12 protein-coding genes and 1 pseudogene are annotated in these 14317 nt (G+C 69.6%); 5 read left to right on the plus strand and 8 right to left on the minus strand.

Annotated elements, in window-relative coordinates; all coding sequences use genetic code 11:
* The coding region (locus NS2_RS31810) for a phosphoketolase family protein (protein ID WP_507763481.1) at nt 1-622 on the plus strand (622 nt) is incomplete at its 5' end.
* On the opposite strand, the gene NS2_RS31815 is transcribed toward NS2_RS31810, so the two are convergent.
* The 3 genes from NS2_RS31815 to NS2_RS31825 all read right to left on the minus strand — a co-directional run bounded on the left by NS2_RS31815 (nt 613) and on the right by NS2_RS31825 (nt 3777).
* Nucleotides 613-1593, minus strand: a complete 981-nt coding sequence (locus NS2_RS31815) for an ATP-grasp domain-containing protein (RefSeq protein WP_063865010.1) — start codon at nt 1591-1593, stop codon at nt 613-615. The genes NS2_RS31810 and NS2_RS31815 overlap by 10 nt on opposite strands.
* 112 nt (nt 1594-1705) lie before the next feature.
* A complete protein-coding gene (locus tag NS2_RS31820; RefSeq protein WP_033088428.1) occupies nt 1706-2125 on the minus strand; it encodes a DUF2871 domain-containing protein in 420 nt (139 codons plus the stop codon).
* Nucleotides 2122-3777 (minus strand): DHA2 family efflux MFS transporter permease subunit, encoded by a 1656-nt coding sequence (locus NS2_RS31825; RefSeq protein ID WP_033088427.1) that lies wholly within the window; start codon nt 3775-3777, stop codon nt 2122-2124. Before NS2_RS31825 ends, NS2_RS31820 begins: the two co-directional genes overlap by 4 nt.
* A 193-nt stretch (nt 3778-3970) precedes the next feature.
* Here NS2_RS31825 and NS2_RS31830 point away from each other — a divergent pair, with 193 nt between their 5' ends.
* The gene (locus tag NS2_RS31830) at nt 3971-4696 is read left to right on the plus strand and encodes a hypothetical protein (RefSeq protein WP_033088426.1); all 726 of its coding nucleotides are present in this window, start codon (nt 3971-3973) and stop codon (nt 4694-4696) included.
* A gap of 101 nt (nt 4697-4797) precedes the next feature.
* Here the strand turns inward: NS2_RS31830 and NS2_RS31835 are convergent, their stop codons facing one another.
* Both NS2_RS31835 and NS2_RS31840 read right to left on the minus strand, forming a co-directional pair.
* Entirely contained in the window at nt 4798-5757 is a 960-nt protein-coding gene (locus NS2_RS31835; RefSeq protein ID WP_045438027.1) for an acyl-ACP desaturase, read from the minus strand.
* 144 nt (nt 5758-5901) lie between these two features.
* Nucleotides 5902-6894 (minus strand): Acg family FMN-binding oxidoreductase, encoded by a 993-nt coding sequence (locus tag NS2_RS31840; protein WP_033088424.1) that lies wholly within the window; start codon nt 6892-6894, stop codon nt 5902-5904.
* 143 nt (nt 6895-7037) lie between these two features.
* Here NS2_RS31840 and NS2_RS31845 point away from each other — a divergent pair, with 143 nt between their 5' ends.
* The 3 genes from NS2_RS31845 (at nt 7038) to NS2_RS31855 (ending at nt 8929) form a co-directional block, all read left to right on the plus strand.
* Nucleotides 7038-7742: a flavodoxin domain-containing protein gene (locus tag NS2_RS31845; RefSeq protein ID WP_052086556.1), complete on the plus strand. Its 705-nt coding sequence runs from the start codon at nt 7038-7040 to the stop codon at nt 7740-7742.
* A gap of 5 nt (nt 7743-7747) precedes the next feature.
* Nucleotides 7748-8008, plus strand: coding sequence for an SHOCT domain-containing protein (locus NS2_RS31850; RefSeq protein WP_033088441.1), 261 nt, complete (start codon nt 7748-7750; stop codon nt 8006-8008).
* A gap of 162 nt (nt 8009-8170) precedes the next feature.
* Entirely contained in the window at nt 8171-8929 is a 759-nt protein-coding gene (locus tag NS2_RS31855) for a sigma 54 modulation/S30EA ribosomal C-terminal domain-containing protein (RefSeq protein ID WP_063865009.1), read from the plus strand.
* Nucleotides 8930-9143: 214 nt separating this feature from the next.
* Here NS2_RS31855 and NS2_RS38070 read toward each other — a convergent pair.
* The 3 genes and pseudogenes from NS2_RS38070 to NS2_RS31870 all read right to left on the minus strand — a co-directional run bounded on the left by NS2_RS38070 (nt 9144) and on the right by NS2_RS31870 (nt 14085).
* Nucleotides 9144-10613, minus strand: a pseudogene (locus NS2_RS38070) (pyridoxal phosphate-dependent decarboxylase family protein).
* Nucleotides 10614-10777: 164 nt separating this feature from the next.
* A complete protein-coding gene (gene mgtA, locus NS2_RS31865) occupies nt 10778-13348 on the minus strand; it encodes a magnesium-translocating P-type ATPase (RefSeq protein WP_052086561.1) in 2571 nt (856 codons plus the stop codon).
* A 461-nt stretch (nt 13349-13809) separates the two neighbouring features.
* The gene (locus NS2_RS31870) at nt 13810-14085 is read right to left on the minus strand and encodes a hypothetical protein (protein WP_143161308.1); all 276 of its coding nucleotides are present in this window, start codon (nt 14083-14085) and stop codon (nt 13810-13812) included.
* Nucleotides 14086-14317: the final 232 nt, after the last annotated feature.

The following is a 14317-nucleotide window of genomic DNA, read 5'->3' on the forward strand; positions in this document are numbered from 1 at the left end:
GGGCAAGCAGCCCGCGCTGCAATACCTCGACGACGCGCAGGCCCGCGCGCACTGCGAACGCGGTCTGGGCGTGTGGGATTGGGCGAGCACCGACGCTGACCGGCCTGCCGAGGTGGTGCTGGCCTGCGCCGGTGACGTGCCCACCCAGGAAACCCTGGCCGCGGCGGCACTGCTGCGAGAGCTGGTGCCGGACTTGGCCGTCCGTGTGGTGAACGTGGTGGATCTGGCCCGCCTGTTCCCGCCCGACCGCCACCCCCACGGCATGCCCGACGAGGACTACCGGGAGATCTTCACCGACGCCCCGGTGATCTTCGCCTTCCACGGCTACCCCTGGCTGATCCACCGCATCGCCTACCGCCGCCCCGGCCACGACGCCATGCACGTGCACGGCTTCACCGACAACGGCACCACCACAACGCCTTTCGACATGGTCGCCATGAACGGCATCGACCGCTTCCGGCTGGCGGTGGCGGCCCTGGCCGAGGTACCCCGCGTGGCGGGGGAGTTCGATGCCCTGCGCACCGAACTCCTGACCCGGTTGGAAGCCGCTCGCGCCCATGCCCGCCGATGCGGGGAGGACCCGCCGGAGATCACCGGCTGGCACTGGCCCGATCAACCGTAGGGGTGAATTCCCTTCGCGCGCACCGCGGCCCCGATCGAGTCGGCGATCGGGGCCGCTTGCGCGCGCGGGCGGATCAAATGGGCCCGCACGTACGGGATCACGATCGTGTGGAATCCGTTCTCCCCGGCGAGCACGGGGTGGACATTGACCTCGAAGACCCTGCCGCCGTGCTGCGGCACCAGGTCCACACCGCCGAACGGGAGTCCCAGCGAGGCGGTGGCGTGGATGGCGAGCTCGATCAGGTGCGGCGGCAGCGCATCCAGCGGCAGCACCGTGGAGACCGCGCCCCGCGACTCGTTGCACGGGGCATCGAGATCGGCCTGGACGTGCTCACAGATGCGCAGCACGCGGTCACCCAGTACGACGACCCGGAACTGGTGACGCCGCCCGGACCGGTCGAAGTTGCGGGCATCCCGGCTGAGCAGCCAGCGGTCGCCCTCGAAATGCGTGACAGCGGTGCGGAGTTGCCCGGGATCGGTGATGTGGAAGACATCGTGCCCGCCGAAGCCGGTGGCCGGGCGCGCCCAGACGTCGCCGCCCAGCCGTTCGAAGGCGCTCAGCGCGTCATCGTCGCTCGGATCTTCCAGCAATTCGGAATCCATCTGTGCCACACCGGTTTCGGCGAACCTCTCCACCGTGCGGTGCTTGTCGGTGGCATTGCGCCAGGCGTGCGCGTCGCCGCCCAGATACACGGCCGAACTGCGTTCGAGCAGCGCCTGGAAACGTTCGAACCGATGCCGGTCCTGCGGCGGTATCTCATAGACGATCACCACCGACGGCCGCACGGTCGCGGCCTGCGGTGCTCGGAGAGCCAGCGCCGAGTCCTCGAGCCGTGCCCGCCCCTGCCCGCCGTCGTAGAAGTGCCGGGCGTCCAGCATCACCGGGCGGCGTCCGGTGAGCAGTTCGACCGCCTTACGAAGATGTCCGGCACTGCCCTCGGTCGAACCGAAATCGGTCAGCACGACAACCATGCTGCTCCTCGCCCCGCGTGAAACCGTTGAATCTCCGAAAAGCATTGGAGCACAGAATGTTACATGGATCGGCCCCGATCGAATGACGATCGGGGCCGATCGGTGAGGGGATTTATTCGCCCTGGCGTGCGGCAGCCATGATCGGGCCGCGCAGGCACAGGAAGAAGAACACGAACCCGATGCTCAGCAGGATGTGGCCCAGCCCGGCGATGCCCGAGACGGCCGGGCTGACACCGTGGTTCAGGACCGTGAGGATGCCGTGGGTGACCATCATGGACACGGTCAGCAGCAGTCCGACGTTGTAGGTCCAGAAGAACGCCGCGAACCACTTGTCGTCCGACAGGCCGAACTGCTTGTCCAGGGCCAGGACGATGAGGAAGAACAGGGTGCCCAGCGCCAGGACGTGGGTGTGGGTGGCGGTCAGCTGGGAAATGCCCGAAAAGTCGTGGGCCTTGGTGAATTCACGGTAGAAGAACCCTAGGAGCAAACCCAGGACCGTGTAGCTCGCGGCGGCGTAGTACGACTTCTTCATCGGCTCTCCAATGCGGTTGTGCGACGGGTGCGGGAATTCAGGATGATCGCGCTCACCAGACCGAGCGCGAGGAAGACGGCGGCCACGCCCAGTGCGGCCCGGGTGGCGTCGGCGAAGCCTTCCGACAGTGCGGTGGCGACATGCGGTCCCGCGGGGCCGAGCGGTCCGGTGTCGCCCTGCGCGCGCAGCGCGGAGATCATGCCGCCGGCCGAGTCCCTGGTCGCGGTGACCAGGTGCTGTGCCGCCGGGGCGGGCAGCCGATCGACCGCGTCCAGGCGATCGGTCAGGCTGTGCGCCAAGCCGATCGACAGTACCGCGCCCAGAATCGCGGACCCGAGCGCCGCACCGAGCTGGCGGAAGGTGCTCTGGGTCGCCGAGCCCTGGCCCGAGCGTTCGGGCGGGATATCGGCCAGCACGGTCCCGGTCAGCTGCGCCGAGGCGAGACCGAGCCCCGCACCGTATCCGGCCAGCAGTACGGCCAGCAGCCACGGCGAGATGGTCGCGGACAGGCTCAGCGCGACCGCGCCGACGCCCACCGCCTCCAACGCCAGCCCCACGATCACCGTTTTCGGCGGACCGAGCAGGGCGGCGAGGTGCCGGGCGGCGGCGCCGGAGGCGAAGGCCCCCAGGGCCATTGCGGCCAGCACCAGCCCGGCCCCCAGGGTCGACAGGCCCAGCGCGTTCACCAGGAACAGCGGCAGCACCAGCAGCAGCCCGAACTCGCCGATCGCGACGGTGAGCGCGGTCAGGTTGCCCCAGCTGAAGCTCGCGACCGAGAACAGGCTCACGTCCAGGATCGCCGAGCGGCCCACCCGTGCCCGATGTCGCTCCCAGACCACGAACAGCACCAGTGCGACGACGCCGATCAGCCCGATCACCGGCACCACGGACACCGGAGCGGTTGCGGGCCAGTCGAATCCGAATAGGTGGAACGCGCCGTTGGGTCGCCACCAGCCCAGGTGCTGGCCTTCGATGAGCGCGAAGATCACCCCGCCGAAGCCGATCGCGCTGAGCAGCAGCCCGTCGACGTCGAGCCCGGGTTCGCTGACCGCGGCCCTGGTCTCGCGCACCGCCAGCCAGGCGCCCACGAGCACGGCCGCCCCGATGGGGATGTTGACGAGGAAGATCCACCGCCAGCTGAAGTAGGTGGTCAGCGTGCCGCCGAGCAGCGGCCCGACCGCGGCCATGCCGGAGATGACCGCGCCCCACACCGCGAACGCGACGACGCGATCCTTGCCGCGGAAAGTGGCGTTCACGCTGGAAAGCGTTGCGGGCAGGACGAATGCGCCGCCGATGCCCTGCACCACGCGCGAGAGGATCAGCGTGCCCGCGCTCGAGGCCAGGGCGGCCAGCACGCTGCCCGCGAGGAAGCCGAGCACGCCCAGCACGAACATCCGGCGTCGCCCGAGCCGATCGCCGAGGCGTCCGGCGGTCAGCAAAAGCGCGGCGAACACCACCGAGTAGGCGCTGTTGACCCACTGCGCGTCGGTCAGGTTCAGACCGAGGTCGGTGACCATCACCGGCAGGGCGACACCGACGATGGTGCCGTCCACCACGATCATCGACAGCCCCGCGGCCAGCACACCGAGCCCGATCCACGCGGTCCGGTCGGCCCGCGGCGGGGTGGCCGCGGTAGTTGGATCGATCTTCATTGTTGCGATTCTGCGAGTTCGCGACGGCCGCCGATAGGTTCGATCGGCCCGGACCGATCCAACCTTCGGAGGACCCCGCATCCTCCGATAGCAACCCATCGGACGGTGGTGGAACGGGGACCAATGTCTCTGCCGGGCGGCCGGTCCGATCGATGAAGCTCGAGGTTGTCGAACGAGAGATGAGGAGTTCACGATGATGCCGTTGGCACGTAAGCGATTCGAGCTGGTGTTCAACCTGTCGTATCTGGCGACCATCGGGACACTGGCGGCCGCGATGCATCGGCGGCGCGATCGGGTCCCGGTCGAGCAGCGGCCCGAGGCCGAGCGGCTGCGCGAGGCGTTCACGCTGCTGGCGATCGGGGACAGCGCGCACCTGGTGTTCCGGGCGGCCTCGATGGCGCGCGGGGAGGGCCGCGGGTTCGTGACCTACCGCGGGCAGCGCGCCAGCCTGATCGGCATGGGCGAGATGGCCACCTCGATCACCATGACGCTGTTCTACGTGCTGACCCTGGACGCGTGGCGGCTGCGTTTCCGCAAGTCCTGGGATCGGTTGTCGTCCTCGCTGCTGGGCTTGTCGGCGGTGCGGCTGCTGATGCTGGCGCTGCCGTTCAACCGCTGGGACCGCGACGAGACCCCGGCGGGCTGGGGTGTGGAACGCAATGTGCCGCTGGTGGCCGTCGGCGCGGGCGAGGTGGTGCTGATGCGCAAGGAGGCCGACCGGGCCGGGGACCGCACCTTCCGGTCCATTGCCGACGCCATGACGGCGTCCTTCGCCTGCTACATCCCGGTTGTGTTGTTCGCCAGGCGAATTCCGGCGCTTGGGCTGCTCATGGTCCCCAAGACCATGGCGTACCTCTACATGGCCTTCCGGGTGTACCTCGACATGTTCCGCGGGAAGCCGGTCGATCCGGAGGCGTAGCCGATCCTCGAATCGCCCTGGAACGCAGCGTGGCCCCGGTCGATGGTCGACCGGGGCCGCTGGTGCGGGGTGGGGCACCGGGGATCTGGGAGCCGCGGGGCTCAGACGCGGGCGGCCTCGCGGGCCAGGGCGCGGTCGCGGTGTTCCTCGAAGCGCGGGATCTGCACCTGCTCCAGGTTGTCGACGTAGTCGGCCAGCCGCTCCCGGGCCTGCTCGCCGCTCGGTCCGAAGTCGGTGCGGCCGAAGATATTCCACTGGCGTAGCACGGGCATGAGGACATCCTCGAGGTGCTGGCGCAGATCGTAGATGCCGTGCTTGGCCATCAGCACGCCGTTGCGGCGGAAGTTGGGCATGCCGGTGCCGGGCATGCGGAAGTTCTCCACGATCAGGTCGATGGCCTCCATGGCCTGGTCGGGGACCAGGTCCAGGGCCGCGCCGCACAGGGTGCGGTAGAAGATCATGTGCAGGTTCTCGTCGAGGGCCAGGCGCTGCAGCATGCGGTCGGCGATGGGGTCCTCGCACACCTTGGCGGTATTGCGGTGACTGATGCGGGTGGCCAGTTCCTGGAAGCTGACATAGGCCACCGAGTAGAGGAATCCGGCGTGGGCGGCCGCGGTGGCGGCGTCGACCGGGGCGGCGAAACCATTGGTCATGTGCGCCATTCGGTCGTTCTCCAGGGCGACCGGATCCACACCGCGGGTCACCACCAGATAGTCGCGCAGCACCACACTGTGCCGGTTCTCCTCGGCGGTCCAGCGACCCACCCAGGTGCCCCAGGCGCCGTCGCGGGAGAAGTTCTCGGCGATCTCGCGGTGGTAGGAGGGCAGGTTGTCCTCGGTGAGCAGATTGGTGACCAGGGCCGCCTTGGCGACCTCGGAGAGCTGGGATTGCTCGGGGTCCCAGTCGATTCCGCCGAGCTGGGCGAAATTGCGGCCCTCGTCCCACGGTATGTAGTCGTGCGGGTGCCAGTCCTTGAAGACCGACAGGTGCCGGTCGAGCGCCTGCCCGGCCACGGGTTCGAGTTCGACGAGAATCTCGCGTTGCGTCAGCTCACGTGCCACCGCTGGTTTCCGCCTTCCGTTGCGAAGGATTAGGGCCCTGTCGCCACCCACCGTGGTGTATCGGTGGCGGGTGGCGACAGGGCCCAAGGTCCCGTCCGGTCGGGACTTCGATCTTCGACTCGGCGGGACGGGGTCCCGGTTCGGTCAGCGGGTGGTCAGGATGTCGGCGAGCGGACGGCGCGGGGTCGGGCCGGGCTCGTCGCGGTCGGGGGAGACGCCGATGCGAATCATGACCTGCGGCTTGTAATTCGGATCGGTGAGACCGATGAGCAGATGGCGGCCCGAGGCCAGTTCCGTGATGTGGGTCAGCGCGCAGGTCGCCAGCCCGGAGGCGGTGCATTCCAGCAGCACGGCCGAGAGTGCCTCACCGGTTCTCAACCAGTCGGTGGCGGTGTCGGATTCGGTGCTGAGCACCACCAACCGGGCCCGGTCCTCGATCTCGGAGCGGCGGGCGGAGTGCCGCGGCGTGGGGAAGGTGCGGCCGACGGCCACGTGGGCCGCCTCGCTGGCCGAGGGCAGGGCCTCCGGCGGCACCCCGTCCGGCATTCCGGAATGTCCGGTCCACCAGCCGATCTCGGCCTGATACATCATGTCGTGGTGGCGCAGCGCCATGGCCTGCTCGGTGGCGGTCACCAGTCGCGGCCGCACGCTCTCGGAGAGCGCGTTGAGCTCGACGTAGTGCGGCGAGGCAAGCATGCGCAGCCGGGGCAGCAGCTCCGCCCAGTCCTCGGGCGGATCCAGGGGCAGTCGGTCGGTGCGTCGGAACTCCATGACCGCCGCGCGCGCCATCAGGCCCGCGGGCGGGGAATCCCAGGGCCGGAAGCGGATCTCGGCCAGGTGCTCGGGTTCGTCCGGGTTCGGCACCCGGACGGTGTCGGTGTGCCAGCCGCGCGCGCCGAACGCGGTGCGCACGTGGTGCAGCATGGCGCCGCAGCTGATCACCAGCTGGCGGCCGTGCGGATCCATATTGGGCAGTAGCCGATCCGGATCCGAGTACAGGTGCAGGACTTCACCGTCGAGCACCCAGCGCCAGGGTTGGGTGTTGTGTACCGAGGGGGCGCGCGAGGCCAGCCGCATCGCCTCCAGCAGCGTGCGGCGGTCCGGGGTCGCGACGGCGGGATTGTTGACAGCGGTCATGAGTAGAGTGTTCGCCCCGTCGCCGCGTCCGTGCAGGGCCGGACGACCTGCGGGTTCATGACCTTCGGCCGTGATATCGGCGAGTCGGCGCGCGGATGCTGGGGACAAGCATCGCAATCGGATCGGAGCTTGGGAGGCACCCGATGAAGGCCGTGATCCTGGTCGCCTACGCCAGCAGGTACGGATCCACCCGCGAGGTGGCCACGCGGATCTCGGAGGTGCTGCGCACGCAGGGCTTCCAGGTCGAGTGCCGGCCCATGAGCACGGTTTCCTCGCTGGCGGATTACCGCACGGTGGTGTGCGGCGCACCCTTCTACTACGGTCGCTGGCCGCGGCAGGCCCGCCGGTTCCTGAGCCGGTTCGGCCCGGAGCTGGTGCATCGCGACGTCGCCGTCTTCGGCACCGGCCGGGTCGGGGACGAGCAGACCGAGCAGCAGGCCCGGGCGCAGCTGGACCAGCTGCTGACCCGCTACGACTGGCTGCACCCGTTCACCACCGCGATGTTCGGCGGCCGTTGGGATCCGGAGTCGCTGACCGGCGTGCACCGGCTGTTCCTGCACCTGCCCGCCTCACCGCTGCGGGGCCTGCCGGCCGCAGACCTGCGGGACTGGAACGCCATCGAGGACTGGGCGGCGCGCATAGCTCGGATGGTGCAATCAGGTGCCGCCCAGCCGGAGTCGCACGAATCCGGTCCCGGGCACACGCGTTCGGGGGTCCCGCTCTCGCTGATCGCGGAGTATGCCGCGGACCAGCAGCGTCCCGAACCCCGAGCGGCCCAGCCCGAATCGCACTCGAAGCGCCCGGAATCACACGGAAAGCGCCTCGAATCGCACGGCAACAAGGAGTGATCGAAATGATGTATTGGTACGACCACGACATGGGTGGCTGGGGCTTCGCCTGGATGGGCGTGGGCATGCTGCTGTTCTGGGGCCTGCTCATCGCCGGGCTGGTGATCGCGGTGCGCTTCGCCGTCAGCGACCGGGGCCCGGCAGTCGGCGGAGGTCCGGCCGTGCGGCCGCCCGGTGCCGAAGAGTTGCTGAAAGAGCGCTTCGCGCGCGGGGAGATCGACGAGCAGGAGTACAACAGCCGCCTGGCGACCTTGCGCGGGCGGTGAGAGATCCAGCGCGGGCGGTGAAAGAGCCCGCGCGGGCAGTGAGCGCGACCGGTCAGTAGGTGCCGGGCGGGGACCTTCGGCCCTGGTTCGGTTCCGGTACCCGGTGATGACATGTAGTGCGTCGGCCGGGAACGGACCCCAACCAGCAGGAGGTAATGGACCGTGTACGCGAATGAGGCTGCCGTCGTAGGAGGGGTGGCCGAGGTGGCGACCGAGGGGCCGGTCGCGCCCCGGGAGTCGGCTCGCGTCCGCCGGATGATCGCCGAGACGTTGCGCGGGCGCGGATTGTGCAGCGCCGCCACGGTCCGCCTGACCGGTCGCCCCGCGGAACCCGGAACCCTTGTCGCCCAGGTGAACCTGCTCGCCAACGGCACTCCCGTCCGGACCCAGATCGACGGCCCGGGCGGTTTCGCGCTGGCCTTCGCCGCCGAGCGCTTGGGCGGCCAGCTCGACCGGGTTCTCAGCGGCACCCCGCCGCGCTGGGCGCCCGGCCTGGGCCGTGCGCCGCTGACCGCGGTCACCCCGATCCGCCCGATCGTGCGCCGCACACTCTGCGTCCCCCGCACCTGCGACCCGATCGCGGCGGTGGCCGCCATGGACGCCCTCGACTTCGACGCCCACCTGTTCACCGACGCCGACACCGGCGAGACGGCCATCGTCTACTGGGCCGGACCCCTCGGCGTGCGCATGGCCCGCCAGCACCACGTCCACCCGCCGCGCCCCCTGGCCCACCTCCCCATGACCATGAACCCGCGCCCCGCCCTCGAACTCACCGAGTCGGCGGCGGCCACCCGCCTGTGCACCTACGGCCTCCCCTTCCTCTTCTACACCGACCCGGCCGACCCGTACGGCCGCCTCCTCTACCGCCGCTACGACGGCAACCTGGGGCTGGTCACCCCCATCGCGCGCGAACGGAACTGACCCGCAACAGAACTCGTCGGCCACGAGCGAATGCGACCGCAGCGCGAGCCCGTGCACGCCTGCCCGCCGTAGTCGTGACGAGCGCCCCGGCTGTGGTTGTGATGAGCCCTCCGGTGGGGCCGGAGAGGTGCGCGGTGGGGGCCGGAGAGGGCGCGGCGCGGTATCCCGTCGCGCCGCTTTCCGGCCCGGTCGATCCGAGTGATGTCGATTCGGATCAGTCGAGTTGTGCCGCGGCGGTGAGTATCTCGTCGATCAGGGTGTCGATGTGAGCGGTCTCGGTGCGGTGGTTGCAGATGCAGGCGCGCAGCACCGTCTCACCGTCGTGGTCGACGGTGGCCAGGTAGGCGCGACCGCGCGCCTGCACGGCCGTGGCCAGGGCGGTGTGCGAGGCGACACCGGTGACCCGGAAGCAGACCACCGGGAGTGGGCCGCAGGCCAGCAGTTCCAGGCGCGGATGCGTCTCGATGCGCTCGCGCAGGTAGTCGGCCATCCGGTCGTAGTGCTCGAGCAGCGCGGTGACCCCGGCGCGCCCGAGCTGGTGCAGGGTCGCCCACAGCGCCAGCGCGCGGGTGCCCGGGCGGGTGAGTTCGAAGGTGTACTCCGACATCCAGGGCAGGTGCTCGTCGCTGTCGAGGTAGGAGGCGCGGAAGCCGAACGCGGCGCGCAGCCGGTCCGGGTCGGTGACCAGCGCCGCGCCGCAGCCGACCGGGACCGAGAGCGTCTTGTGCGGATCCACCGTCAGCGAATCGATTTCGGTCATTCCCCGGTAGGCGTCGGCCCAGCGCGGGACGCGGGCGCCGAGCCCACCCCAGGCCCCGTCGGCGTGATGCCACATGCCGTGCGCGCGGCACACCGCATTGATCGCGGCCGGGGTGTCGACCGCCCCGGTGGGCGTACTGCCCAGGTTCGACACCACGCAGAACGGCAGCAGCCCGGCCGCGCGGTCGGCGCGCACCGCGTCCGCCAGTGCGGTGACGTCCATGCACCGGTCGGGCGTGGTGGGGATGACCCGGACGCGGGAGCGCGGAATGCCGATCACCGCGGCGGCCTTGGCGACCGACATGTGCGCCTGCTCGCCTCAGTAGGCGACCAGGCGGGCATGTGCCGCATCGTATTCCGGGCCGTCCGCGGCGTGGTGCTCGGTGAGGTACCAGTGCCGGGCCGCGGCCAGGCACAGCAGGTTCGCCATCGACCCGCCGCTGGTGAGCACGCCGCCGGTGGATTCGGCCATGCCCGCCAGCCCGGCGAGGTCGGCGATCACGCCGCGCTCGAGGTCCATCAGGGCGTGCTCGCCCATGCCGCAGGTGGCATTGATGGCCGTGGCCAGCAGTTCGGCGATGACGCCGGCCGGGGACGGCGGCGAGTTGATCCAGGCGAAGAAGGCCGGATGCCCGTTGCCGGTCGGGTACGGCGCGAGCGAGTCCTCCGCGAAATCGAGGACCCCGAACAGGTCTCCGCCGCGCTCGGACAATCCGCCCGAGCTCAATCGGTGGCGCAGCGACGGTGGCAGCGGGCGGGTGACCGGCCCCTGCGGCAGGCGTTCGAGATACTCGGCCACCCAGTGCGCCGCCGAGACCAGTTCGTCGCGGAAGGCCCGCGGATGTACCTGTAGGACCGACCCTTGCCCGGGAATGGTTTCCGCCCGGGACCTTTCGCTCGACCCCACCCAAGACTGTGACCGCATTCGTGTCCACACCTTTTGCTGAGAGTTAGCTGATCAGGACTTCGGCATCGTAGGGTGTGCGGGGCGAGTTCCCGTGTGCGGCGCACGGACACGGCGCGGTAATTCAACCTTGGTCAGGGGACCGGGAATTCGATCCCGGCCGACTCGGCACCGGCACGGCTTGGCTAGGCGCGCACGGTGAGGCGGGCGGCGCGGCGGCGCAGTCGGTGGTCCGGGGTGCGGGTGCGGTGCGGGGACACGTCGGGGCCGTGGCGGAAGAACCAGTGTTTGGCCGCTTCGGCCAGGGCGAGGTAGATGACGATCATCACCAGCAGGGCCATGAAGAAAGTGCCTGGGAGAGGCTGGAATCCGAGGGTTCCGGCCAGGGGAGTGACCGGGAGCAGGGCGCCGATCGCGACGGTGGCCAGGGTCGCGGTGAGCAGGGCGACACTGGGATGGCTGCGGAAGAAGGGGGTGCGGCGGGTGCGGATGACGAACAGGACCAGGGTCTGGGTGGCCAGGGATTCGACGAACCAGCCGGTGTGGAACATGGTTTCGCCAGCGTGGAAGACCCACAGCATGATCGCGAAGGTGGCGAAGTCGAACACCGAGCTGATCGGGCCGAAGACGAGCATGAAGCGCTGGATCAGATGGATGTCCCAGCGCGCCGGGCGGGCCAGCTGTTCCTCGTCGACGGTGTCGGTGGGGATGGCCAGCTGGCTGGTGTCGTAGAGCAGATTGTTGAGCAGGATCTGTGAGGGGAACATCGGCAGGAACGGCAGGAACGCGGAAGCGCCCGCGGCGCTGAACATATTGCCGAAGTTGCTCGAGGTGCCCATCAGCACGTACTTCATGGTGTTGGCGAAGACCCGGCGGCCCTGGGTGACGCCGTCGGCGAGCACCGCGAGGTCCTTCTCGAGCAGCACCACGTCGGCCGCGTCCTTGGCCACGTCGGTGGCCGCGTCCACGGAGATGCCGACATCGGCCGCGTGCAGGGCCAGCGCGTCGTTGACGCCGTCGCCCAGGAACGCGACATCCACGCCCAGCGAGCGCTGCGCGCGCACGATCCGGGCCTTCTGCTCGGGATCGATGCGCGCGAAAACCGCGGTGGCGGGCAGCTTCTCGGCCAGCTCGGCGTCGCTGAGCCGGTCGATATCGGTGCCCGACAGGGCCCCGCCGGGCGGCAGTCCCAGTTGCGTGCACACCTGAGCGGCCACGGTGGGATGGTCACCGGTAATGATCTTGACGGTGACGCCCAGCTCGGAAAGCCGCGAGATAGCCTGGCGTGCCGAGGATTTGGGCGGATCGAGGAAGACCAGGAACCCGTGCAGGCGGAGGTCGCGCTCGTCGTCGACACCGATGGCGGACTGTCCGGGCGCGGGCCGGGTGGCCACGGCGACCACGCGATGTCCGGCTGCGAATTCGGCATCCAGCGCGCGGGTCGCGGGCTCGGGTACCGCGGTGCAGCGGGCCAGCACCGCTTCGGGCGCGCCCTTGGTGATGATCAGTCGTTCCCCGTCGGCGGTCTCGGCGAGCACGGACACCATGCGCCGCCGATGGTCGAAAGGCACGGTGCCCAAACGGGTATAGCCGACGGAGTCGGCGTGTGGCGCGACGGGGGACTGCCACAGGGCCGAATCCAGGGCGTCGCCGCCGCAGAACCGACCGCCCTGGATCACGCCGTCGGTGCACACCATCCCCAGTGCGGCGGTCCCGTCGCCCGCACTGCCGTCGGCGTCCACCGCGCGCATGAATTCGATGCGGCCCTCGGTGAGGGTGCCGGTCTTGTCGGTGAACAGGACCTCGATATCGCCCAGATCCTCGATGCAGACCAGCCTTTTGACCAGCACCTTTCGCTGTGCGAGCAGTCTCGACCCGGCCGCGAGGCTGGTCGAGACCACTGCCGGCAGCAGTTGCGGTGAGATGCCCACCGCGATCGCCAGCGAGAACATCAGCGCGTCGAGCATGGGCCGGTGCAGGATCAGGTTGATCGCGAAGATGCCGATGGTCAGCACGGCGGCCACCCGCACCAGCAGCATGGAGAACTTGCGCAGGCCGATCTGGAATTCGGTCTCGGGCTGTCGTTTCGCCAATCCGGCCGCGATCCGGCCGAATTGGGTCGACCCGCCGGTCGCGGTGACGACGCCGCGCCCGCGCCCGCCCGCCACCACCGTGCCCATCAGTGCGCAGCAGGACAGTTCGGCGGTCGGGGTGTCGGCGGGCAGCGGGTCGGTGGACTTGAGCACCGGAACGGAGTCCCCGGTGAGCACCGATTCGTCGCATTGCAGTCCGTTGACCGTCAGCAGCCGCAGATCGGCGGGAACCAGTTCCCCGGGCCGCAATTCGACGATGTCGCCGGGCACCAGCGCCGCCAGGTCGATGTCGTCCGCGCGGCCCTCGCGCACCGCCGTCGCGCGATGCCGGATGCGTTCGTGCAGCGCGTCGGCGGCCTTCTCGGCCCGGTATTCGTTCCAGGTGCCCAACCCGACCGACATGGCGACGATCACCCCGATCACCACCGCGTTCGACCGCTCGCCCAGGAAGAACGACACCGTCGCGGTCACCGCCAGCAGAAGCAGCAGCGGAGAGCGCAACTGCCGGGCGATCACCGGAACCAGCCGGGCGCGATGCGACCGCACCGCATTGGGGCCGAGGCTGCGGGCGCGTCGCTCGGCCTCGGCCCGGGTGAGTCCGTTCTCATCGGTGGCCAGCGTCGCGAACACCTCTGCGGCCGACAGGCTCGCCGCACGCGTCATCGGTAGCGGCTGGATTGTCGGTGGGGGCTGAATATCGTTGCGTGCGGTGGCAGTCCGGTCGGCCGGTGCGGCCGGTCGCACGAGGAAATTCATGGACCCAGGCTCCGCCCGCCCCGAATCCCCCGGCTAGGGGCGGCGCGCCCGAACCCCCGGGACCAAAGCCCCCATAGCCGGGGACATGCTGACCCTATGTTCCAGCGTCCTCGCGGCGCAGAGTAGTTCGTGCCGGCCCCGCTGGAACGGGGCGGAATACCAACAGGGGAGCCCCCGAGCTCCGCATGGACCACGGTGGGTGCCAGCCGATTCGCGTCTTCGCCGCGAAACGTGACCGCGAGGTCACGGAGGGCGCGACCGACTGGCACGGCTGATCCTGCGGACAGTCCGTCCGGCCCCCGGTCGCCGTTCCGCTACCGCATCCGCGGGGCCGGTCTGCGCCCGCCTCAGCCCCGGACGCGCACCGTTCACCAGATATTCCAGGTCCCCCGCAGCGGCTTCACCTCCGCCGCCGCCCTTTCCAGCTTCGGCACCAGATCGAAAAAGTACCGCCGCGCATCGCAACTCTCCTCGCACCCCCGGTGCAGCTCGCGCCCGTGCCGCGCCGCTTGCAGATTCATCACCGGATAATCCGGCGCATCATGCGAAACAGCCCGCGTCATGCCGAACTCCCCGCTTTCCGCGCCGCCGCGTTCACCACGGCCACCGCCTGACGCTTCCTGGCGCACACGGAAATCGGACACCGCGCATGCACCCGCAACACCTCCCGCGCAAACCCCGGTGGCATCACCGTCAGCGCTTCATGATTTTCGATCGCTATGCCGTACATGTCTGCCGTCTCCAGTTGTCGGCGTGGATATTTGATACAAGTACACGCGGACACGCCCGACCGTGGAAGCTCCAGCTTGGCCAGCTAGCCGAAAAGTGTCAAACTTTCATCTTGGGTACTTCCAGATTCAAGCTCTCCTTTGATAC

It is taken from the genome of Nocardia seriolae NBRC 15557, assembly GCF_007990715.1.
In the GTDB taxonomy this organism is placed as follows: Bacteria; Actinomycetota; Actinomycetes; order Mycobacteriales; family Mycobacteriaceae; genus Nocardia; species Nocardia seriolae.